Consider the following 21,049-nt stretch of genomic DNA (forward strand, 5'->3'; position numbering starts at 1 on the left):
CTCGTGACGGCTGTGACGGGCCGCTCCCGTCCGGTTCTACTGAGGCCGCGAGGCCCGTTCTTCCGGAGGCTCCCCGGTGATGGCCGGATCAACGCCCTGCTGGCACCAGGGTAACGCCTCGGGGCAAACCGGTTGCCCGGAGGACTTCCCCCCGTGACGGCACGGCCGAGCACCGGAAGGGTGGGCTCCGCGCCCGGACCCGCCGGGCGAGAGATGAGGAGATGAGCATGGAGCACCGCCTCGCACTCGCCGCGCTCGCCGCGGCGGTGTCAGCACTCGTCCTCGCACCTTCCGCGTCCGCCGACGACGCGCTGCGGACGCTGACCTTCACCGCCGAGAACGGCGCCGTCCCGGTCAGCGGACAGTCCGCCGACTGGGCGTCACCCGATCAGGAGGTCTTCGTCCAGGAGCTGCGCACCGGTGTGCTGCGGATCGACGCCACGAGCGACGGCGGGGACGGCTTCGCCCTCGAGGTGGCGGCGCCCGGCGGGGCGCGGCTGAGCGAGGGCACCTACTCGGGGGTGCGGCAGTTCCCCACGGCCACCGCTCCCGGTCTGCGGGTGATCTCCCACGGGAGGACCTGCGCGGACCCGCGCGGTTCGTTCACCGTGTCGGGGATGCGCCGCGGCACCACCGGCACCCTCCACGGGGTGACCGTGACGCTGGAGCACCGCTGCGGCAGCGACACCGCTCCCGCCCTGCGCGCCACGGTCTTCCTGGACACCTGGATCTGACCGCTGGACGACACGACGAGGCCCACCCCGCCGGGTTCGCGGGGTGGGCCTCGTCGTGTCGTCAGGTGCGGGCCGCCCGGTGGCGGGCCGCCAGGGTCTCGTCCGGACGGCAGCCGGCGCACGGGGTGAACCCGAGCTGCCGGGCCTCCGACACGGGGAGCCCCAGCGTCGGCCGCGCGTCCAGCCAGGTGCAGGTGCCGAGGTGGTAGCGGGGCCGCTCGTCGAGCACCCTGACCTCGTCGGTCAGGTCGGTCACCGTCAGCAGGTCGGCCGCGTCGGTGTCCTCCTCGGCGGGTTCTTCCGCCGAAGGGGTGACACGGGACACGACCGAGTGCGCAACAGCACCCTCGGCGACGGCCTCGTGATCATCACCGCTAACCTGATCTTCATCGGGTCGACGAGGTGGACCACCGGCGCCGGCGGCCCGCCCGCGATCCCCCGTGCTCGACCGGCGGCGGAACCACCAGTCGAGCGCCAGGACCGCGGCGGCAGCGGCGCTCGCCCCCACCGACGACCACGCCCACGTGGGGTCGGCCGTGGTCAGCGCGGGGACGAGCAGCCCGAGAGCCGCCAGCACCAGCAGAAGAACGATGTGCAGCACGTCACGCACCCCAACCGGAGCTACCGGCCACGCACGTCAGCGACGAACCGTCGATCAGCCGGCCTCGGCGCGAGCGCCGAAGCTGTACCCACCGGTCTGCTGCCCCGCACGACTGCCGTCGGACGGTGCGGCCGGAGCGCGGTCCTGCAGATCGCGCAGGGACGACTCCAGCATGGTCTTGAGACGCGTGCGGTACTCCCGCTCGAACGTCTGGAGCTTGTCGATCTGCTTCTCCAGCGCGTTCTTCTCCTGCGTGATGCTGCCCATGATCTCGGCGTGCTTGCGCTGGGCGTCGCGGTCGAGCGCACTGGCCTTCTCGCGGGCCTGGCGCTCCAGCGTCTCCGACCTCGTGCGCGCGTCGTTCAACATGGTCTCGGCACGCGTGCGCGCCTCGTTCACCATGGTGTCCGTCTTGGCACGGGCCTCGGACAGCAACTGCTCGGACTTCGTCCTGGCCTCCGACAGCATGCCGTCGGCCTCGGCCTTGGCCTCACCGGTGAGCCGGTCGGCCATCTCCTGGGCGAGACCCAGGACCTTGGCCGCCTGCACGTGGTGGTCGCCACCACCACCGGGCGTCGTCTGCTCCATGACCGACGGCGGGGGCACCGGCGCGAGGCGACGGGGCTCCTCGACACGGCTGGGGCCGACGGGGCCGGACGCGGCCTTCGCGCGGGCGTCGTCGAGGTCGGCACGCGCGGTCTCGACCTGCTGGTCGAGCTGCTCGACCTGCTGGCGCAGGTCGTTGTTCTCCTCGATCAGGCGGGCGAGTTCGCCCTCAACCAGGTCGAGGAACGCGTCCACCTCGTCCTCGTTGTAGCCCCGCTTGCCAATCGGCGGCTTGCTGAACGCGACGTTGTGCACGTCCGCGGGGGTCAACGGCATCAGATCACCTCACGCACTCCTGGGGCTGTGGTCATCCCGGTTCCCCGTCACCTGGGATCCGCTACTTGCATCAAAATGATAACGAGCAGCCACAGCACGATAATGGACAGGTCCAGTCCGACGCCCCCGATGCGCACCGTCGGTATCAACCGGCGAAGCAGACGGATGGGGGGATCGGTCACTGTGTAGACGGTCTCCAGCGTCACTGCAACCCCACCGGCCGGCCGCCACTCCCTGGCGAACGTCCGAACGAGTTCCACGACGACACGCGCCGTGAGCAGCAGGGAGAAGGAGAAGATCAGGTAGTAGACGATCAACAGGAGGGGCTCCACGACTCAACTCTGCCACTTCTCAGCTGTGGTTGAGGAACCCGCCCTCGGCGAGCCTCCGGCGGTCCTCCGCCGTCACGTCGATGTTGGGAGGTGAGAGAAGGAACACCTTGTTCGTCACCTTGTCGATGGACCCGCGCAGCGCGAAGGCCAGCCCGGCCGCGAAGTCCACGAGCCGCTTGGCGTCCGCGTCCTCCATCTCGGTCAGGTTCATGATCACCGGCGTGCCGTCGCGGTAGTGCTCTCCGATCGTCCGCGCCTCGTTGTAGCTGCGCGGGTTGAGCGTGGTGATCCGGCCCAGCGAGTGCCCGGCCGGCTCCTGAGCCGGGCGAGGCCTGCTGACCGGCTCGCGCTGCGGCTCGACGGCCAGCGCCCCGTGCACCGGGGCCTCCGGGGTCCAGCTGCGACGTGCGCGGGTGCGCGCGTCGGGCTCGTACTCGTCGGACTCGTCCAGCTCCGTCCGGTACTCGGAGCGGCCACCGGCGAACAGCTTGCGCCGCCCACCCCGCTCCGGGTACGGCTCGTAGTCGTCCGCCTCCGCCGCGTACTCACCGCGGTAGTCGGGGTGGTACCGGCCGCGCTCGTCGTCGTACGCGGGGTCGTCGGCGTACTCGGCGGGAACCATCCCGAAGTAGGCCTTCAGCTTGTGGAACCCACTCATGCCCAGCCCTCCTCCGGTTCCCCACCTGCGGGGATGGCGCGAACGATCCCCACTGCGTCGACAGCTACGGCAAGGCTAGTGGCCTGCCACCCAGCAGTGCAGTTCCGACACGCACGCACGTGCTTCCGTGCGCGATCGCATCTTCCAGGTCGCCGCTCATCCCCGCTGACAGTTCAACGGCAGTGGGATGATCATCACGCACACGGGTTACCGCAGTCAGCAGTGCGGCAAACGCGCTGGCAGGGGGCATTTCCCTGGGAGCGACAGCCATCACACCCCGAAGGACAAGTTCACCCGATCCAGCTACAAAATCCGCCAGTTCGGACAACGCCGGAAGGGGGCACCCCCCGCGTGCGGGGTCCCCGTCGACGCTCGCCTGGAGGAGAACGGGCAACGGATCGACCCGCGCGCCCCCGGCGCGCGCGGCCGCGACGGCCTTCGCCAGCGCCGCGGCCAGCCGCGGGGAGTCGACCGAGTCCACCGAGTCCGCCCAGCGGACGACCGAGCGGGCCTTGTTCCGCTGGAGGTGACCGACCATGTGCCACGTCGCGGCCGCGTCCGGGCGCAGCCGCGCGAACTCGGCCGCCTTGGGTCCCGCCTCCTGGTCGCGGTTCTCCGCGAACTCCGTCAGCCCCAGGTCGGACAGCAGCGCCACGTCGGAGGCGGGGAAGGTCTTGGTCACCGCGAGCAGGGACACCTCGTCCGGTGAGCGTCCCGCCGCGGCGCACGCGGCGGCGATCCGCTCGCGCAGCCCGGCCAGCGCGGCGGCCAGCTCCTCGACCCGGCTCACGCGTCGACCCACACGACGGAGGCCAGTCGTCCGGTCGTGCCCTCCCGGCGGTGGCTGAACAGCGAGCGCTCCTCCACCGTGCAGCGCGGGTCGATCCCGATCTTGCCGACCCCGGCGTCCGCGAGCTGCGCCCACAACCCGGCGCGCAGGTCCAGGGCCGGCTTGCCCGCGCGACTGGTGGCGGCGCTGCCGGGCAGGTGCGCCTCCACGTCGGCGCGCATGGCGGCGGGCACCTCGTAGCACTTCCCGCACACCGACGGCCCGAGGAGCACCTCGATCCGGTCGAGCCGGGCACCGGCGCCGACCATCGCGCGCAGCGCGGCGGGCACCACGCCCACCCGCGCGCCGACCCGCCCGGCGTGCACCGCGCCCACGACGCCCGCGGCGGCGTCGCCCAGCAGCACCGGCACGCAGTCGGCCGTGAGCACCACCAGCGCCAGCCCGGGCTCCGCGGTGACCAGGGCGTCGGTGGCCTCGACGGGCCCGTCCTGGGGGCCGTCGACGACGCCGACGGTCCGGCCGTGCACCTGCTCCATCCACACCAGGCGGTCCGGGGACAGGCCGATCCCGGCGGCGAGGCGCTCGCGGTTGGCCGCGACGGCACGCGGGTCGTCGCCGACGTGGTCGCCGAGGTTGAAGGACTCGTGGGGCGGGGAGGACACCCCGCCCTCGCGGGTGGTCACCACTCGCCGGACGCGCACAGCCAGATCGCTCACGCCGCCAGTTCTACACGGCGTTCCAGCACCGCGTGCGGGTGAGCCACCCACCGCGAACACGCGTGCGGCCCCTCCGGCCGAGCCGGAGGGGCCGCACGACGCGCGTCGGACGTGATCAGCGCCGCATGAACGGCGGAACGTCGACCTCGTCGTCGGGGTCGTCGTCAGCCGGAACGGCCCTGCCGCTGGTCGGCAGGGTGCCGCTCGCGCTGGCCAGACCGCTCTGGTGCAGCGGACGGGTCACGCTCGGCGGCGGCGGGTAGCCGTTGCCCTGCTGGTGCAGCGGCTGCGGCGGCACGGTCGTCGCCGGACGCGGAGGCGCCTGCTCCACCGGAGCCTGGACCGGGGCCGGCACGGGGGGAGCCTCCACGACCTGCGGCTGCTGCTGCGGAGGAGGCGGCGCGACCTGGCCCGCCTGACCGGACGCCGTGGTGCCGCGGTTCGGGCTCTGCAGCGCCTGCGGCTCCAGCTTCTTGTGCGTCGGACCGCCGCTGTCGAAGCCGGCGGCGATGACCGTGACCCTGACCTCGTCGCCGAGGGAGTCGTCGATCACCGTTCCGAAGATGATGTTCGCGTCGGGGTGTGCCGCTTCCTGGACCAGCGACGCCGACTCGTTGATCTCGAACAGCCCCAGGTCGGAACCGCCCGCGATCGACAGCAGCACGCCGTGGGCGCCCTCCATGGACGCCTCCAGCAGGGGCGAGTTGATCGCCTTCTGCGCGGCCTGCACCGCTCTGCCCTCACCGCGTGCCGAGCCGATGCCCATGAGGGCGCTGCCCGCACCGGACATGACGCTCTTCACGTCGGCGAAGTCCAGGTTGATCAGACCCGGCGTGGTGATGAGGTCCGTGATGCCCTGGACACCGGACAGCAGCACCTCGTCCGCGGAGCGGAACGCGTCCATCAGGCTGACCCCGATGTCGCCGAGCTGGAGCAGCCGGTCGTTCGGGATCACGATGAGCGTGTCGCACTCGTTGCGCAGCTCCTGGATGCCGTCCTCGGCCTGCTTGGCGCGGCGCTTGCCCTCGAAGGAGAAGGGCCGCGTGACCACACCGATGGTCAGCGCGCCGAGCTTGCGGGCGATGGAGGCGATCACCGGAGCGCCGCCGGTACCCGTGCCGCCGCCCTCGCCGGCGGTCACGAACACCATGTCGGCGCCCTTGAGGACTTCTTCGATCTCTTCGCGGTGGTCCTCGGCGGCCTTGTGCCCCACCTCGGGGTTCGCGCCGGCGCCGAGGCCGCGGGTGAGCTCTCGGCCGATGTCGAGCTTGACGTCGGCATCGGACATCAACAGTGCCTGGGCATCGGTGTTGACCGCGATGAACTCGACGCCCTTGAGCCCGACCTCGATCATGCGGTTGACGGCGTTGACGCCGCCTCCACCGATACCGACGACCTTTATCACCGCGAGATAGTTGTGCGGGGGCGTCATCGGATCCGCCTTCCTGATCGTGGCTCGTGCTGTGGTGCTGGGTGGGCTTCCGGATCGGGCAGCGAGGACCCCGCCGAGGGTCCCACCCGGATTGAAACCCTCAACCAGAGGTTCAGAGTTATGTCAACCCCGTCTGTTGGTGGAGGACGGTATGCACCGTCCTCTGGTTGGTCCAGTTGCCACGCCGCGTGTCGCCGCACTATCAGCACGGCGTGCGACCACCACTCTCCGGTCGCGCCGTCCAGCAGTTCGCGCACGACGTCCAGGCGCCCCGCGTGCCGTGCGGTCTCCTCGACCACGTGCAGCAGCACCCGGCGCACCGATGGCGTGCGGTCGCCGCGGAACCCGACCTCGTGGTCGAGGTCCGGCCCGGTGACGATCTCACGACCCACCGCGCACTGCGCAGCGTAGTCGGCCAGCAGATCGGCGATCTTCTCGCCGTCCTCGATCCACCGGTCCGCGTCCGGATCTTCCTCCGAACGGGGCACTGCGTCGGTGCGACCGTCGAGCACGCCGCCGAACCGGTGGTTCTCCACCCGGCGCGGTCGCTCGACGACGCCCGCAGCCGTGAGCAGCGGAGACGGCAGCAGCGACCGGGTGGCCGACGCCGTGGGCGGGCCCGCGCACCTCAGCTCGACCGTGCCGCGGTGGTGGTCCGGGGAAGCTCTGGAGCGGGGTGCGCCCGGCACCGGTGCGCGGAGACCGGTCCTGTGGTCAGCAGCGGTCGCGCGGGTGGTCTGGACGGTCCACCGGCGGAGCACGCGCGGTCTTCGCTCAGGACACGGTGGGCAGCTGGGGACTGGAGACGTCGAAGACCTTGCCCTCGCGGGTCAGCAGGACCATCAGCACCGCCCCCTTGCGCGGGGTCTCCGTCAGGTCGCCCCAGCGGACCTCGCGGCCCAGGGCGAGGGTCAGCCGGACGTCCCCGCCGGTCTTCGCGGTGGCGGAGATCACCTCCGGCCGCAGCTGCTCCGGCAGACCGGTCAGCACGCCGACCACCGCGACGGTGGCCGGGTCGTCCTGACCGGGGTTCTCCAGCACCAGCTCCGGCATCCCGGCCGGAGCCTCGGCCAGCACGGCGTAGTCCTTGCCGGTCACGTCGACCAGGTGCGCCCCGTCCGCGGCCCTCACGTACCCCACGGGCGTCCGCTCGGTCACCTGGAGCAGCACCGAGCCGGGGAACGACCGCTGCACCTCCACGGAGCTGACCCGCGGCAGTTCGCGCACCCGCGCGGCGACGCCCTCGACGTCGAGCCGCACCAGGGGCGTGCCCCGCTCGATCGCGGCGACCTCGCGGACCTCGTCGGCGGACAGCTCCTCCACGCCGCTGACGTCCACCGAGCGCACCCCGATCATCGGGGTGAACCACACGCAGCAGAACAGCCCGACGACGGTCAGCAGCGACAGCAGGGCGACGGCCCGCCTGCGCAGGATGACCGGGTCGAGCTTGCGGCGCTTCGGACGACGCGCCGGACGGCGAGCACGGGCCCGGTCCGCGGCCGGGCCGCGCGCCGGACGCGACCCCCGCCCGCGGACCGGGGTGCTCACGATTCCCGCTGCTGCAACGCGGTGACGATCTCGGGGCCGAGCATCGTCACGTCACCGGCGCCCATGGTCAGCACCAGGTCGCCGGAACGCGCGAGACCGGCCACGAGCTCCGGCACGCGGTCGAACGACGACTCGCGGTGGACCCGCTCGGGCGGCAGGGGCACGGCCTCGGCGACGAGCTCGCCGGTGACGCCGGGCTCCGGGTCCTCGCGCGCGCCGTAGACGTCCAGCACCACGACCTCGTCGGCCAGGCCCAGCGCCGCGCCGAACTCCGTCGCGAAGATCCGGGTGCGGGAGTACAGGTGCGGCTGGAACACCACGATCAGCCTGCCCTCCCCCGCCACCGGACGCGCCGCGCGGAGCTGCGCGTCGACCTCGGTGGGGTGGTGGGCGTAGTCGTCGTAGACGCGCACGCCGTCGGCGCGGCCCCGGAACTCGAACCGCCTGCGCACACCGCCGAACGCGGCCAGGCCCTCCAGCAGCCCGGCGCGGTCGGCGCCCAGCTCCAGCCCGGCCAGCAGCGCCGCGACGGCGTTGCCCGCCATGTGCTCGCCGGGGACCGCGACGCGGACCTCGATCTTCTCCACCTCGCCGTGCTCGTCGGTCAGCTCGACGCTCGCCAGGCCGCCGCCGTCGTCGGGCCGGTGCTCCAGCAGGCGGGCCGCGCCGGGCCCGCTCGCGGTGCGGCCGTAGGGACGGACGCGCACGCCGCGCTCCGCCGCGCGCCGCGCGAGCGCGGCGGCACCGGGGTCGTCGACGCAGGCGATCAGCACGCCGCCGGGCTCGACGCGCTCCACGAAGCTGTCGAACACCGCGACGTACGCCTCGACCGTGCCGTGGTGGTCGAGGTGGTCGGCCTCGACGTTGGTGACCACGGCGATCGACGGGCTGAAGAACAGGAACGAGCCGTCGCTCTCGTCGGCCTCGGCCACGAACACGCCGCCGGAGCCCTGGTGGGCGTTGGCTCCGGACTCGTTGAGGTCGCCGCCGATGGCGAACGACGGGTCCACGCGGCAGTGCTGGAGCGCGACGGTGAGCATCGACGTGGTCGACGTCTTGCCGTGCGTCCCGGCCACGCAGGCCACCCGGTGGCCGTCCATCAGCGCGGCGAGCGCCTCGGCCCGGCGCAGCACGACGATCCCGCGGCGCCTGGCCTCGGCCAGCTCCGGGTTCTCCTCGCGGATCGCCGTCGACACCACGACGGCCGTGGGGCCGCCGTCGACCTGGTCGAGGTTGGCGCCGTCGTGGCCCACGGCGACGTGCGCGCCCTGCGCCCGCAGCGCGAGGACCGTGCGCGAGTCCTTCGCGTCGGACCCGGACACCGCACCGCCGCGGGCGAGCAGGATGCGGGCGATGCCGCTCATGCCCGCCCCGCCGATGCCCACCAGGTGGACCCTGTCCAGAACACCGCTCACTTGCGGATCACCTCCAGCACCATCTGAGCGAGGATCTCGTCGGCCTCGCGGTGGCCCGAGCTCTGCGTGGCCCTGCTCATGGACTGCAACCGCGCGCGGTCCGCGACCAGCGGCACGACCTCGCTGATCACCCGCTGCGTCGTGAGGTGCTCGTCCAGGATCATCAGCCCACCACCGGCGGAGACCACGGGAGCCGCGTTGTGCGCCTGCTCGCCGTTGCCGATGGGCAGCGGGACGAACACGGCGGGCAGGCCCACCGCGGACACCTCGGCCACCGTCATCGCGCCCGAGCGGCACAGCACCGCGTCGGCGGCGGCGTAGGCGAGGTCCATCCGCTCCAGGTAGGGCACCGGCACGTAGGCGGGCGCTCCCGGCACGGACTGCACGGCCAGCGTGTTCTTGGGCCCGTGGGCGTGCAGCACGCCCACACCGGCCTGCGCGAACGCGCTCGCGGCCCCGGACACGGCGTTGTTGATGGACCGCGCGCCCTGCGAGCCGCCGAAGACCAGCAGCGTGGGGGCGTCGGGGTGCAGCCCGAAGTGCGCGCGGGCCTGCGCGCGCAGCGCGGCGCGGTTCAGCGTCGTGATGGAGTGGCGCAGCGGGATGCCGATGATCTGCGCGTCCGGCAGGCCCGAGTCGGGCACGGCCGCGGCGACGCGCTCGGCGAACTTCGCCCCCACCTTGTTGGCCAGACCCGCCTTGGCGTTGGCCTCGTGCACGACGATCGGCACCCGGCCGCGGGCGGCGAGGTAGGCCGGGAGGGCGACGTAGCCGCCGAAGCCGACGACCACGTCGGCGTGCACCCGGTCGAGCACCTCCCTGGTCCGCTTGACCGACTCGCGCACCTTCAGCGGCAGCTTCAGCAGGTCCGGGGTGGGCTTGCGCGGCATGGGCACCGGCGGGATCAGTTCGAGCTGGTAGCCGCGAGCGGGCACCAGCGTGGTCTCCAGGCCCCGCTGGGTCCCGAGCGCCACCACGCGCGCGTCGGGTCGCAGCCGCATCACGGCGTCCGCGAGGGCGAGGGCCGGCTCGATGTGTCCCGCGGTGCCGCCTCCGGCGACGACCACGCACGGTCCGCTCTGCTGGATGGCACGGTCCTGCCCGGTCACCCGGGTCCTCCTTCTATCGGTGAACTTCTGCTGACGAGCACTCCGGCCCGCTACCGCCCGTCACGGGTTCGTCGTGCGCGGGCGGACCGGTCCTGTGCTGCTCTGCGGGATTCGCGGCGACGGTACTCCGACGGCGGAGCGGAGCGACCGGCCACACGGCGTTCTTCGCCCTGGGGGGCGGTGCCGCGACCGGCCGCGCCCCGTCCGGTGGACGGGGTGCGCTTGGCCGGCGCGCGCGGCGGGGCGGACGGGCGACCGGCCCGGCGCCTGGCCGGTGGCCGGTACGCCACCGGCGCGGGCAGCCGCAGCAGGCCGCCGACCCGGCCGGGGCCGATGGAGCGCAGCGCGGCGACGGCGTCCGGCTCGTGCCGGGCGCAGTTCGCGAGGATGCCGAACACGATCATGGTGGTGACGACGGACGTGCCGCCGGAGGAGATCATCGGCAGGGTGATGCCGGTGACGGGCAGCAGCTCCACGACGTAGCCGATGTTGATGGCGGCCTGCGCGACGATCCAGACCGTCAGCGTCGCGGCGACCATGCGGATCCACGGGTCGGTGTTGCGCGCGGCGATCCGCAGGCCGACGAACGCGAGCAGCCCGAACAGGCCGAGCACGACGCCGCAGCCGATGAAGCCCAGCTCCTCGCCGACGACGGCGAAGATGAAGTCGCTGTGCACGTTGGGCAGGTAGTCCCACTTGGAGCTGGCCTGCCCGAGCCCCTTGCCGAAGATGCCGCCCTCGGCGAGGGCGAACCGCGCCTGGCGGATCTGCATCCCGTCGCCGTTCGGGTCGAGGTCGGGGTCGAGGAACACCGCCACGCGGTCGAGCCGGTACGGGGCGGTGACGGCGAGGATCGTGGCCCCGGCCACCGCGCCGACGAGGATCAGGGCGAAGATCCGCATCGGCGCGCCGACGAACCACAGCATGCTGAGCAGGACGACGCCGAGGGTGATCGTGCCGCCCAGGTCGGGTTGGAGCATGACGAGCGCGAACAGGCCCAGCGCCACGGGCACGACCGGTACGAGCAGGTGCCGGTACTGGTCGAGCAGGGCGCGCTTGGTCACCAGCACGTGCGCTCCCCACAGCGCGAGCGCGAGCTTCGCGGGCTCGATGGGCTGGAACGACAGCGGGCCGACGGTGAACCAGCCCTGCGCGCCGCCGGCGGTGGTGCCGATCGGGGTGAGCACCAGCACCAGCAGCAGCACGGAGACCAGCATCGCCGGGGCGCTGAACTCGCGGAACTTGCGCAGCGGCAGGCGCAGCACGATCCAGAAGGCCACCGCGCCGAGCACGACGAAGATCAGCTGCTTCTGGAAGACCGAGTAGGCGGACTTCTCCTGACCGACCTCGCCCGCCGCCGAGGCGGAGAGCACCATCACCAGGCCGATCGCCGTGAGCAGGCCGAAGACGGCGAGGACGAGGTGGAAGTCCGCCAGCGGGCGGGAGAGCCAGGCGGTCAGCGAACCGCGCGTCACCACGACCCTCCTGCCCTTCGCGCGCCGCTCCCGGCGCGGGCGGTCCACCACCGTCACGTGTCCGCCCGATCCGCTCCGAGCAGGTCCCGCACCGCCTCCGCGAACGCGCGGCCCCGGTGGGCGTAGTCGCTGAACATGTCCATCGACGCGGCGGCGGGTGCGAGCAGCACCGCATCGCCCGATCGCGCCATCGCGCCCGCCGCGCGCACAGCTGCCGTCATGGCTGCATCGTCTCCCGCGTCAACCACTCGAACGGGGACATCCGGCGCGTGTCGCGCGAGCGCTGCGGCGATCACGTCCCGATCGCGGCCGAAGAGCACCACGCCGCGCAGCCGGTGCGCCACCTCGGCCACCAGCTCGTCGACCGACGCGCCCTTGAGCAGGCCGCCCGCGAGCCACACCGCGGAGTCGTGGGCGCGCAGCGAGGCCGCAGCGGCGTGCGGGTTGGTGGCCTTGGAGTCGTCGATCCAGCGCACGCCGCCGGACTCCGCGACCACGACCGAGCGGTGCGCGCCCGGCACGAACGTCTCCAGCCCCTCGCGGACGGCGCTCGCGGACACGCCGCGAGCGCGGGCGAGCGCCGCAGCGGCGAGCGCGTCGGCGATGCCGGTCGGGCCGCCGGGACGGACCCGGTCGGCCTCGATCAGCACCTCGCCGTCCGCACCGCCGAACGCGCGGTCCAGCAGCACCCCGCCGGACACGCCGAGCTGTCCCCGCGCCGGCTCGCCGAGGGTGAAGCTCACCCGCAGCGGCGCCCGCGCACCGGCCAGCAGCTCCGCGACGAGGTCGTCGTCGGCGTTGCCGATCGCCACGTCGCCGTCGAGCACCTGCGCCTTGGCCTGCGCGTACGCCTTCATGCCGCCGTGCCAGTCGAGGTGGTCCTCGGCCAGGTTCAGCAGCGCACCGGCGCGCGGACGCACCGACGGCGCCCAGTGCAGCTGGAAGCTGGACAGCTCGACGGCCAGCACCCGGTGCCCGGCCAGCAGCGCGTCGACCACGGGCAGACCCACGTTGCCGCACGCCACGGCGGAGGCGCCGGCCGCGCGCAGGATCGACTCCAGCATCCCCACGGTGGTGGTCTTGCCGTTGGTGCCGGTGACGGCGAGCCACTCCGGCGGGTCGGCCAGCTCGGCGCTCAGGCGCCAGGCGAGCTCGACGTCCCCGATCACCTCGACGCCCGCCGCGGCGGAGGCGGCGAGCAGCGGGTTGTCCGGACGCCAGCCGGGGCTGGTGACGACGAGGTCGGTACCGGCCGGGGGCTCGGCGAGCCCCGGCGCGAGCCGGACCTCGCCGAGCCGCGACTCCAGCTCGCGCAACCGCTCAGCCGACCCGTCGGTGACCGTGACCAGGGCACCGGCGGCCAGCAGCGCTTCCGCCGCCGACCCGCCGGTGACCCCGGCGCCGGCCACCAGCACGTGGCGGCCGGCGAGGTGCGTCTGCCCGCTCATCGTCAGGACCCGGCCGCGTCGAGCCACTCGCTGTAGAACAGGCCGAGACCGAACATGCAGCAGATCCCGGCGAGCAGCCAGAACCGGATGATGACCGTGGTCTCCGCCCACCCGGACAGCTCGAAGTGGTGGTGGAACGGCGCCATGCGGAACATGCGGCGGCGAGAGGTGCGGAACACCGCGACCTGGAGGACCACCGACAGCGCCTCGACGACGAACAGACCGCCGATGACGACCATCAGCAGCTCGGTGCGGGTGGTGATGGCCAGACCGGCCACCAGACCGCCGAGCGCCAGCGAGCCGGTGTCGCCCATGAAGATCTTCGCGGGCGCGGCGTTCCACCACAGGAAGCCGATGCAGCCCGCCATCGCCGCGGCGGCGATCACCGCCAGGTCCAGCGGGTCGCGCACGTCGTAGCACCCGGCGCTGATGTTGGTCTCGCAGTTCCAGCGGAACTGCCAGAACGAGATCACCACGTAGGTGCCGAACACCATCGCCGACGAACCGCCGGCGAGACCGTCCAGGCCGTCGGTCAGGTTCACCGCGTTGGACCAGGCGCTGACGGCGGCGTAGCAGAACACCACGAAGCCGACGACGCCGAAGGACACCACGGCGATGTCGCGGATGAACGACAGGTTCACCGACGCCGGGGTGAGGCCCCGCTCGTTCGGGAAGCGCATCACCAGGACCGCGAAGACGATCGTCGCGATGAACTGGCCGACGAGCTTGGCCGTCTTGTTCAGGCCCAGGTTGCGCTGCTTGCGGATCTTGATGAAGTCGTCGAGGAAGCCGACCACGCCGAGCGAGGTGGTCAGCAGCAGCACCAGCAGGCCCGACGCGGTGGGCGTCTGCTCCGACGCCGAGGCCGACATCGAGTTCACCAGGTGCGTGACGAGGTAGCCCGCCCACATCGCGACCAGGATGGCGACGCCGCCCATGGTCGGCGTGCCGCGCTTGGTCTTGTGGCTCTGCGGGCCCTCCTCGCGGATCTCCTGGCCGAAGCCCTGCCTGGAGAAGATCTTGATCAGATAGGGGGTGAACATGATCGACACGACCAGCGCGACGGCGGCCGCGATCAGGATGCTCTTCACGCGTCACCCTCCAGCAGGGCGTCGGCGACGCGCCACAGCGCGGCGAACTTCGACGCCTTCACCAGCACCACGTCATCTCCCCGCAGCTCCTCGCGCAGCAGCGCGATCGCCGCATCGACGTCCGGCACCAGCACCGACTCCTCTCCCCACGAGCCCTCCAGGCTCGCTCCCTGGTGCATCGGCCTCGCCTGCTCGCCGACCACAACCAAACGACTGATGTCCAAGCGGACCGCCAAGCGCCCGACCTCGTCGTGCGCGGCGACGCTGTCGTCCCCCAGCTCGCCCATCGGCCCCAGCACCGCCCACGCGCGCCTGCGCGGGTTCCCGGCACGGGCCATGGTGGCGAGCGTCTTCAGCGCGGCGTTCATCGACTCCGGGTTCGCGTTGAAGGAGTCGTTGACCACCGTCACGCCGTCGGCGCGCGTGGTGACCTCCATGCGGCGCTCGGAGCGGCGCTGCGCCCGCGAGAGCCACTCCGCGACCTGCTCCGGGGTCGCGCCGACCTCCAGCGCGACCGCGGCGGCGGACAGGGCGTTGCCCACGTGGTGCGCACCGTGCAGACCCAGCGCGACCTGCGCGCTGCCCGACGGCGTGACGAGGGTGAAGTGCGCCCTCGCCTGCTCGTCCAGCCGCACGTCCTCCGCGCGCACCTGCGCCGACGCCGACTGACCCACCAGCACGACGCGGGCGCGGGTGCGCGACGCCATCGCGGCGACGAGGGCGTCGTCGGCGTTGAGCACGGCGACACCGCCCTCGTCGGCGCTGGGCAGCTCCTCGACCAGCTCGCCCTTGGTCAGGGCGACCGCCTCGCGCGAGCCGAACTCGCCGAGGTGGGCGCTGCCGACGTTCAGCACCACGCCGATGCGCGGCGGAGCCGTGCGGCACAGCGCGGCGATGTGGCCGGGACCGCGCGCGGACAGCTCCAGCACGAGGTGCCGGGTGTCGGCACCGGCGCGCAGCGCCGTCCACGGGTGGCCGAGCTCGCTGTTGAACGAGCCGGGCGGCGCCACCGTCTGCCCGAGCTGCTCCAGCAGCTGGGCGACGAGGTCCTTGGTCGAGGTCTTGCCCGAGGAACCGGTGATGCCGACGACCGTCAGGTTCCCCGAGGTGGAGAGCTCGTCGACGACGTGCCGGGCGAGCGAGGCCAGCGCGGCCAGCACCGCCGCCCCGGAGCCGTCGCGGTCGCCGAGCAGCGCGACGGACCTGGTGTGCGCCTGCGACACCGGCGGGACGATCACGGCGGGACCGTCCACCTCGCGCGCGGCGAGGACGCCGACGGCGCCGGCCGCGACGGCCGCCGCGGCGAAGTCGTGCCCGTCGACGCGCTCACCGGGGAGCGCGACGAACAGGCCGCCCCCGGTGACCTTCCTGGTGTCGAACTCGACGGAGCCGGTGACCACCGGCGTGCCGTCGGTCGCGTGCAGCCTGCCGCCGACGATCTCTGCGATCTCGGCGAGCGTCAGGGCGATCACCTGGTGGCCGCCTTGATCGCGGCGGACAGCTCGTCGCTGTCGGAGAACGGGTGAATCACTCCTGCGACCTCCTGGCCGGTTTCGTGTCCCTTGCCCGCGACGACGACGACGTCGCCCGGTTGCGCCTGCGCCACGGCGTGGCGGATCGCGCGACCCCTGTCCCCGATCTCGACGACCTCGCCGCGCTCGTCGTCCGGCACCGCGAGGGCGCCGGCGAGCATCGCGGCGCGGATCGCCGCCGGGTCCTCGCTGCGGGGGTTGTCGTCGGTGACGACCAGCAGGTCGCTGCGACGGGTCGCCTCCTCGCCCATGAGCGGGCGCTTGCCGGTGTCGCGGTCGCCACCGCAGCCGAGGACCACGATCACCCGGCCCTCGCTGCGCGCGCGGACGGCGTCCAGCGCGAGCGCCACGGCGGCGGGCTTGTGCGAGTAGTCGACGACGGCGGTGAAGTCCTGACCCTCGTCCACGCGCTGCATCCGGCCGGGCACCTGCACCGCGGCGAGGCCCTCGGTGATCGCCTCCGGCGCGACGCCGCGGGTGTGCAGCGCGCCGATCGCGAGCAGCGCGTTGGCGACGTTGAACGAGCCGGGCAGGCTGATCCGCACCGGCAGCCGCAGGCCGTCCGGCCCGTGCGCGGTGAAGGTCTGCTCGCCCGTCGCGGACACCGTCGCGCCGGTGGCCCTCCACGTGGCGTCGCCGGTGGTCGAGACGGTGGTGGTGCCCGGCTTCACCAGGCGGCGGCCCCACTCGCCGTCGACGCAGACGACCTCCGTGCGCGCGCGCCCGTCGAACAGCGCGGCCTTCGCCCGGAAGTAGTCCTCCATCGTCGGGTGGAAGTCGAGGTGGTCCTGGGAGAGGTTGGTGAACGCGGCGAGCGCGAACTCCACCGCGCCGACGCGGCCCAGTTCCAGCGCGTGGCTGGAGACCTCCATCACGACGTCGGTGACGCCGCGCTCCGCCATGACGGCGAGCAGGGCCTGGAGGTCGGGCGCCTCCGGCGTGGTGAACGCGCTGTCGAGGCGCTCGCCGGCGATCCGGGTCTCCACCGTGCCGATCAGGCCGGTCCGCCGGCCAGCGGCGCGCAGGGCGGACTCGATCATGTAGCTGGTGGTGGTCTTGCCGGACGTGCCGGTGACGCCCCACACGCCGACCGCGGCGGAGGGGTTCCCGTGGACGCGGGACGCGAGCGCGCCCAGCACCCGGCGGGGGTCGTCGTGGACGAGGACGGGCACGTCGGTGTCGAGCAGGGACGGGGACCGGGCGCCCGCTGGGTCGGTGAGGACGGCGACGGCACCTGACTCCAGTGCGGCGTCGACGAACTCGACGCCGTGCACCCGTGCTCCCGGCAGCGCGGCGAACAGGTCGCCGGCCACGACGTGCTGGGCGCGCAGGGTCACCCCGGTCACCGCCACGTGGGCGTGACCGGGTGCGGTCAGGTGCGCGTCGACCAGCGAGGCGAGCTCGGCAACGGCAACGGGCTTGGTGTGGGAAGGGCGAGGCGGGGCGGTCGCGACCTTGCCCTCTAGCTTGGCAGGCACGCGCGGAAGGCTACCGGCGCACGCAGAGTGCCCGGAGGTCGCGTGGCCCTTTTCCCCATGATCAGCGGAGATCGCCTTCTCCTTCCCGCGGAACGGGCGTTCGAGCACGGTGAGTGGGGCGTGCGAGCACCACGGACTCCACAGTGGATTCTCCGTGCGACGCACGCCACTCGCGCACGTGCGTTTCCGTGCGCGCCAACGTTTGCGCGCCCGCGCGTCACCCGGTTCAGCGGGTGAGCGTGACCACCGGCGACTGCTCGGCCGACATCGGGATCTGGTAGCGCTGCGTCAGGTAGGACGCGATGTCGTGGAACAGCGGGGCGGCCGATCCGCTGTACGGCGTGCCGGTCGGCGCGTCGAGCATGATCGCGACCACGAAGCGCGGATCGTCCGCCGGGAGGATGCCCGCGAACGTGATCCAGTACTCGGAGTTGCTGTAGCAGGCGCAGGTCTCGTCGATCTGCTGCGCCGTACCGGTCTTGCCCGCGATCTGGTAGCCGGGCAGCGCGGCGGCCTTGCCGGTGCCGGACTGGCCCGGCGCGTCCTGCACCACGGCGCGGAACACGTCCCGCACCGTGGCGGCCGTCTCCGGGCTGACCACCCGCACGCCGTCCGGGCGCTTCGCCTCCGTGCGGGTGCCGTCGTCGTCGATCTGCGCGCGGACGACGCGCGGCGGGACGCGCTCGCCGTCGTTGGCGATGGCCTGGTAGATCCCGGCCATCTGGAGCAGGGTCATGCTCAGCCCCTGGCCGATGGGCAGGTTGCCGAACGTGCTGCCGGACCACTGGTTGCGCGGCGGGACGTAGCCGGACTCCTCGCCCGGCAGCCCGGAGTCGCCGCGCACGCCGAGACCGAACTTCGTCAGCAGGTCGGCGTAGGCGTCCTCGCCGACCTTCTCCGCCGCCATCAGCGTGCCGACGTTGGAGGACTTGGCGAAGACACCGGTGAACGTCATCGTCGTCGTGTCGTGCGGCCACGCGTCGCGCACGACCCGGTCGGCGACCTGCGTGCTGCCGGGGACCTGGAGTTCCGTCTCGGGCTCGTAGTAGCCGTGCTCGATCGCGGCGGCCGCCGTGATGATCTTGTTCACCGATCCGGGCTCGAACACGTCCGTCACGGCCGCGTTGCGCAGGTCCTCCGGCTTCGCGGAGCCGATGTCGGTCGGGTCGTACACCCTGTCGTTGACCATCGCGACGATCTCGCCGGTGGAGCTGTCCAGCACGACGGCCGACCCGCTCTTCGCACCGCTCTTGGCCGTGTAGTCGGTGATCATCTTCTGGAGCTCGTGCTGCGTGTCGACGTCGATGGTCAGCTCGATGCTCTTGCCCGGCACCGCGGCGGCGACCTCCCGCTCCCGGCCGGGACCGGGGATGACGACGTCGTCGCCCTGCACGGTGTCGACGATCTTCTTGCCCGAGCGTCCGGCGAGGACGTTGTTCTCCGAGTTCTCCAGCCCGGTCAGCCCGCCGATCGACGCGGGCGTCTGGTCCTCGCGCCAGTTCGCCGCGCCGATGATGTTCGACGCGAGCGGGCCGTTGGGGTAGACCCGGACGGCCCGGTACTCGGAGATGACCTCGGGGAACTCCTCGACGATCGCCGCGGCCTTCGCCGGGTCGACGTCGTCGACGACCTTCACGTACGACGTGTCCCGCGAGATCGTGTCGAGGATCGTCCGCTCGTCGGTCCTCTGCCCGCGCACCTCGTCGCCGAGGGTCTGGTGCACGAAGGCCGCCAGCTCCTCCAGGTGGTCCTCGTAGCTGCCGATGTTCGGTTCGGCGGCGAGTCGCGTCGCCCAGTCCTGGGCGGCCTTCTGCGGCAGCACGGCCAGCGAGCGCGCCTCGACGCTGAACGCGAGCTGGTTGCCGTTGCGGTCCAGGATCGCGCCGCGCTCCGCGGGGATCTCCACCGGCGTGGCGCGCTGCTGCTCGGCCTGGCGCGACAGGGCCTCCGCCTGGAAGCCCTGCACCTGCACGAGCTTGCCGCCGGCCAGGACGAGCGCGCCGATCAGCAGCACCCGCCCGACGAGCAGGCGGAGACGGTTGTTCGCACCGCGCCGCTTCGCCGCCGGACGCCCCCGCTGCACGGACAACGGGCGGCGGGACGACGGGCGGCCACCGCGGCTCGACCCCGCCATCACCGCTCTCCTGGCACCGACTGCTGCTGGTCCGCGGACCCACCGGCCTGCCGCTGGGCGTCCTGCTGGTCCTGGTCGCGCTGCGCCGGGGAGGCGGAGGGCGGCGGCGGAGCGGCGGGTGCCGGCGTGCCGAACTCCTCCACCGAACCGTCCGGGTTCTGCTTGAGCCGAGCCGGGTCGTCCGGCTGGACCATGCCCAGCCGCTCGGCCTGCTCGCCCAGCATCGTGGGCGACTCCATGTACGCCACGTCCTGCTTCAGCTGCTCGACCCGCCGGGCCAGCTCCGTGGCCTGGGCGCGCGCCTTCTCCAGCTCGTAGGAGTCGGTGGCGGCCGACGTGGACAGCCACATGATGCTGGCCAGGCCCACGCCGAGCACGGCCATGACCATGACGACGAACGGCGCCCTGGACGCGGTCGACGGCTGACGCGCCGGAGCGCGGTTGCCGCGCAGGTCCTGCGCGCGCTGCGCCCTGCGGGCGTGGGCGCGCTCCGCCGCGGCCGACCTGGTGCGCGGCGCACCGGTGGCGCGTGAGGTGCCCTCGGGGACGGCCTTGAGCGAACGCTCCCTGGACGAGGACCTCCTGGCGGGGGTGGACGACGGATCGCCCACGCGTGCGGGTGCCGTCATGACGCCTCCCCGATCCTCTCCGCCGCCCGCAGCCGCACCGGAGCGGCTCGCGGGTTCTCCTCGATCTCCTGCTCGTTCGCCACCTCCGCGCCCCTGGTGACGAGCTTCAACTCCGGGCCGTGCCCCGGCAGCTCCACCGGCAGGCCCTGCGGTGTCCTCGACGTGGCCAGCTCGACGAGCGCGCGCTTGACCATGCGGTCCTCCAGCGACTGGTAGGACTCCACGACGATCCGGCCGCCCATCGCCAGACTCGCGATGGCGGCGGGCAGCGCCAGCCGCAGCGACTCCAGTTCGGCGTTGACCTCGATGCGCAGAGCCTGGAAGGTGCGCTTGGCGGGATGACCGCCGGTGCGCCTGGTCGCGGCGGGGACCGTGGAGTACAGCAGCTCGACGAGACGGCCGCTGTTCGTGAAGGGCTCCCGTTCGCGCTCCCGCACGACGGCTCCGGCGATCTTCTTCGCGAACCGCTCCTCGCCGTAGTCGCGCAGCACGCGCGCGAGGTCGCCGACGGAGTAGGAGTTGAGCACGTCGGCGGCCGTGGGACCGGTGCCGACGCTCATCCGCATGTCCAGCGGGGAGTCCCGCGAGTAGGCGAAGCCGCGCTCCTCGGCGTCGAGTTGCAGGGACGAGACGCCCAGGTCCATCAGGACGCCGTCGACCCGCTTCAGACCGAGTCCGGCCAGCGCGTCGCGGATGCGGTCGTAGGTGACGTTGACGAGCTTCACCCGGTCGCCGAAGGGCGCGAGCCGCTCACCGGCGAGCGCGATGGCCTGCGGGTCGCGGTCGAGACCGACGACCGTCAGCTCGGGGTGGGCCTTCAGCAGCGCCTCGGAGTGACCACCGAGACCGAGGGTGGTGTCGACGAGGACGGCCGGACGGCCGGTGAGCGCGGGAGCGAACAGGCCGAGGACGCGGTCGAGCAGCACCGGTACGTGCCGCGGTCGTTCCGCCATGACGGCCCCTCACTCTCTCGCACTCACCACCTCTCCCACGTCGGAACACCACCGGTGCACAGGCGCCCGGACCCCGTCCGGGGTCGGATGTC

Annotated in this window: 20 protein-coding genes; 1 reads left to right on the forward strand and 19 read right to left on the reverse strand. The window is 72.8% G+C overall.

Annotation, left to right across the window (positions count from 1 at the left end; translation table 11 throughout):
- Positions 1-227: 227 nt before the first annotated feature.
- Positions 228-734, forward strand: coding sequence for a hypothetical protein (locus tag IMZ35_RS01175; protein WP_199438971.1), 507 nt, complete (start codon positions 228-230; stop codon positions 732-734).
- 61 nt (positions 735-795) lie between these two features.
- Here IMZ35_RS01175 and IMZ35_RS01180 read toward each other — a convergent pair whose 3' ends face one another.
- The 19 genes from IMZ35_RS01180 to rsmH form a co-directional block, all read right to left on the reverse strand.
- Positions 796-1,335: a hypothetical protein gene (locus IMZ35_RS01180; protein ID WP_199438972.1), complete on the reverse strand. Its 540-nt coding sequence runs from the start codon at positions 1,333-1,335 to the stop codon at positions 796-798.
- A 54-nt stretch (positions 1,336-1,389) separates the two neighbouring features.
- On the reverse strand, positions 1,390-2,217 hold the full coding sequence (gene wag31 / locus IMZ35_RS01185; RefSeq protein ID WP_199438973.1) for a DivIVA-like cell division protein Wag31: 828 nt from the start codon (positions 2,215-2,217) through the stop codon (positions 1,390-1,392).
- 47 nt (positions 2,218-2,264) lie between these two features.
- The gene (locus IMZ35_RS01190) at positions 2,265-2,549 is read right to left on the reverse strand and encodes a YggT family protein (protein WP_199438974.1); all 285 of its coding nucleotides are present in this window, start codon (positions 2,547-2,549) and stop codon (positions 2,265-2,267) included.
- A 19-nt stretch (positions 2,550-2,568) separates the two neighbouring features.
- Positions 2,569-3,207 (reverse strand): cell division protein SepF, encoded by a 639-nt coding sequence (locus IMZ35_RS01195; protein WP_199438975.1) that lies wholly within the window; start codon positions 3,205-3,207, stop codon positions 2,569-2,571.
- 64 nt (positions 3,208-3,271) lie between these two features.
- Positions 3,272-3,997, reverse strand: coding sequence for a YggS family pyridoxal phosphate-dependent enzyme (locus IMZ35_RS01200; RefSeq protein ID WP_199438976.1), 726 nt, complete (start codon positions 3,995-3,997; stop codon positions 3,272-3,274).
- A complete protein-coding gene (pgeF, locus tag IMZ35_RS01205; protein WP_199439572.1) occupies positions 3,994-4,698 on the reverse strand; it encodes a peptidoglycan editing factor PgeF in 705 nt (234 codons plus the stop codon). Before pgeF ends, IMZ35_RS01200 begins: the two co-directional genes overlap by 4 nt.
- 130 nt (positions 4,699-4,828) lie before the next feature.
- Positions 4,829-6,145 (reverse strand): cell division protein FtsZ, encoded by a 1,317-nt coding sequence (gene ftsZ / locus IMZ35_RS01210; RefSeq protein ID WP_199438977.1) that lies wholly within the window; start codon positions 6,143-6,145, stop codon positions 4,829-4,831.
- Positions 6,142-6,906 (reverse strand): mycothiol transferase, encoded by a 765-nt coding sequence (locus IMZ35_RS01215; RefSeq protein WP_307867636.1) that lies wholly within the window; start codon positions 6,904-6,906, stop codon positions 6,142-6,144. The genes ftsZ and IMZ35_RS01215 overlap by 4 nt, the downstream gene beginning before the upstream one ends.
- A gap of 13 nt (positions 6,907-6,919) precedes the next feature.
- Entirely contained in the window at positions 6,920-7,693 is a 774-nt protein-coding gene (locus IMZ35_RS01220) for a cell division protein FtsQ/DivIB (protein ID WP_199438979.1), read from the reverse strand.
- On the reverse strand, positions 7,690-9,108 hold the full coding sequence (murC, locus tag IMZ35_RS01225) for a UDP-N-acetylmuramate--L-alanine ligase (protein ID WP_199438980.1): 1,419 nt from the start codon (positions 9,106-9,108) through the stop codon (positions 7,690-7,692). The genes IMZ35_RS01220 and murC overlap by 4 nt, the downstream gene beginning before the upstream one ends.
- Positions 9,105-10,217: an undecaprenyldiphospho-muramoylpentapeptide beta-N-acetylglucosaminyltransferase gene (gene murG, locus IMZ35_RS01230; protein WP_307867637.1), complete on the reverse strand. Its 1,113-nt coding sequence runs from the start codon at positions 10,215-10,217 to the stop codon at positions 9,105-9,107. Before murG ends, murC begins: the two co-directional genes overlap by 4 nt.
- 50 nt (positions 10,218-10,267) lie before the next feature.
- Positions 10,268-11,749 (reverse strand): putative lipid II flippase FtsW, encoded by a 1,482-nt coding sequence (gene ftsW, locus IMZ35_RS01235; protein ID WP_199438981.1) that lies wholly within the window; start codon positions 11,747-11,749, stop codon positions 10,268-10,270.
- Positions 11,746-13,140, reverse strand: coding sequence for a UDP-N-acetylmuramoyl-L-alanine--D-glutamate ligase (gene murD / locus IMZ35_RS01240; protein ID WP_199438982.1), 1,395 nt, complete (start codon positions 13,138-13,140; stop codon positions 11,746-11,748). The genes ftsW and murD overlap by 4 nt, the downstream gene beginning before the upstream one ends.
- Before the next feature lie 2 nt (positions 13,141-13,142).
- The gene (mraY, locus tag IMZ35_RS01245) at positions 13,143-14,231 is read right to left on the reverse strand and encodes a phospho-N-acetylmuramoyl-pentapeptide-transferase (protein WP_199438983.1); all 1,089 of its coding nucleotides are present in this window, start codon (positions 14,229-14,231) and stop codon (positions 13,143-13,145) included.
- On the reverse strand, positions 14,228-15,703 hold the full coding sequence (locus tag IMZ35_RS01250) for a UDP-N-acetylmuramoyl-tripeptide--D-alanyl-D-alanine ligase (protein ID WP_199438984.1): 1,476 nt from the start codon (positions 15,701-15,703) through the stop codon (positions 14,228-14,230). The genes mraY and IMZ35_RS01250 overlap by 4 nt, the downstream gene beginning before the upstream one ends.
- Entirely contained in the window at positions 15,700-17,241 is a 1,542-nt protein-coding gene (locus IMZ35_RS01255; RefSeq protein ID WP_199438985.1) for a UDP-N-acetylmuramoyl-L-alanyl-D-glutamate--2,6-diaminopimelate ligase, read from the reverse strand. Before IMZ35_RS01255 ends, IMZ35_RS01250 begins: the two co-directional genes overlap by 4 nt.
- 226 nt (positions 17,242-17,467) lie before the next feature.
- Complete coding sequence (locus IMZ35_RS01260) at positions 17,468-19,375, reverse strand: peptidoglycan D,D-transpeptidase FtsI family protein (protein WP_199438986.1); 1,908 nt, start codon at positions 19,373-19,375, stop codon at positions 17,468-17,470.
- Positions 19,375-20,004 carry a cell division protein FtsL gene (gene ftsL, locus IMZ35_RS01265; RefSeq protein WP_199438987.1) on the reverse strand — a complete coding sequence of 210 codons (630 nt, stop codon included), beginning with the start codon at positions 20,002-20,004 and terminating at the stop codon, positions 19,375-19,377. Before ftsL ends, IMZ35_RS01260 begins: the two co-directional genes overlap by 1 nt.
- Positions 20,001-20,957 (reverse strand): 16S rRNA (cytosine(1402)-N(4))-methyltransferase RsmH, encoded by a 957-nt coding sequence (gene rsmH / locus IMZ35_RS01270; RefSeq protein WP_199438988.1) that lies wholly within the window; start codon positions 20,955-20,957, stop codon positions 20,001-20,003. The genes ftsL and rsmH overlap by 4 nt, the downstream gene beginning before the upstream one ends.
- Between the last annotated feature and the right edge of the window lie 92 nt (positions 20,958-21,049).

It is taken from the genome of Umezawaea beigongshangensis (assembly GCF_016464305.1).
GTDB lineage: Bacteria > Actinomycetota > Actinomycetes > Mycobacteriales > Pseudonocardiaceae > Umezawaea_A > Umezawaea_A beigongshangensis.

Excerpts from the sequence above, each read along its gene's own strand:
- murD (WP_199438982.1), bottom strand. The coding sequence starts at position 13,140 with ATGAGCGGGCAGACGCACCTCGCCGGCCGCCACGTGCTGGTGGCCGGC.
- ftsL (WP_199438987.1), bottom strand. The coding sequence starts at position 20,004 with ATGACGGCACCCGCACGCGTGGGCGATCCGTCGTCCACCCCCGCCAGG.
- rsmH (WP_199438988.1), bottom strand. The coding sequence starts at position 20,957 with ATGGCGGAACGACCGCGGCACGTACCGGTGCTGCTCGACCGCGTCCTC.
- wag31 (WP_199438973.1), bottom strand. The coding sequence starts at position 2,217 with ATGCCGTTGACCCCCGCGGACGTGCACAACGTCGCGTTCAGCAAGCCG.
- ftsZ (WP_199438977.1), bottom strand. The coding sequence starts at position 6,145 with ATGACGCCCCCGCACAACTATCTCGCGGTGATAAAGGTCGTCGGTATC.
- IMZ35_RS01195 (WP_199438975.1), bottom strand. The coding sequence starts at position 3,207 with ATGAGTGGGTTCCACAAGCTGAAGGCCTACTTCGGGATGGTTCCCGCC.
- IMZ35_RS01175 (WP_199438971.1), top strand. The coding sequence starts at position 228 with ATGGAGCACCGCCTCGCACTCGCCGCGCTCGCCGCGGCGGTGTCAGCA.
- IMZ35_RS01260 (WP_199438986.1), bottom strand. The coding sequence starts at position 19,375 with ATGGCGGGGTCGAGCCGCGGTGGCCGCCCGTCGTCCCGCCGCCCGTTG.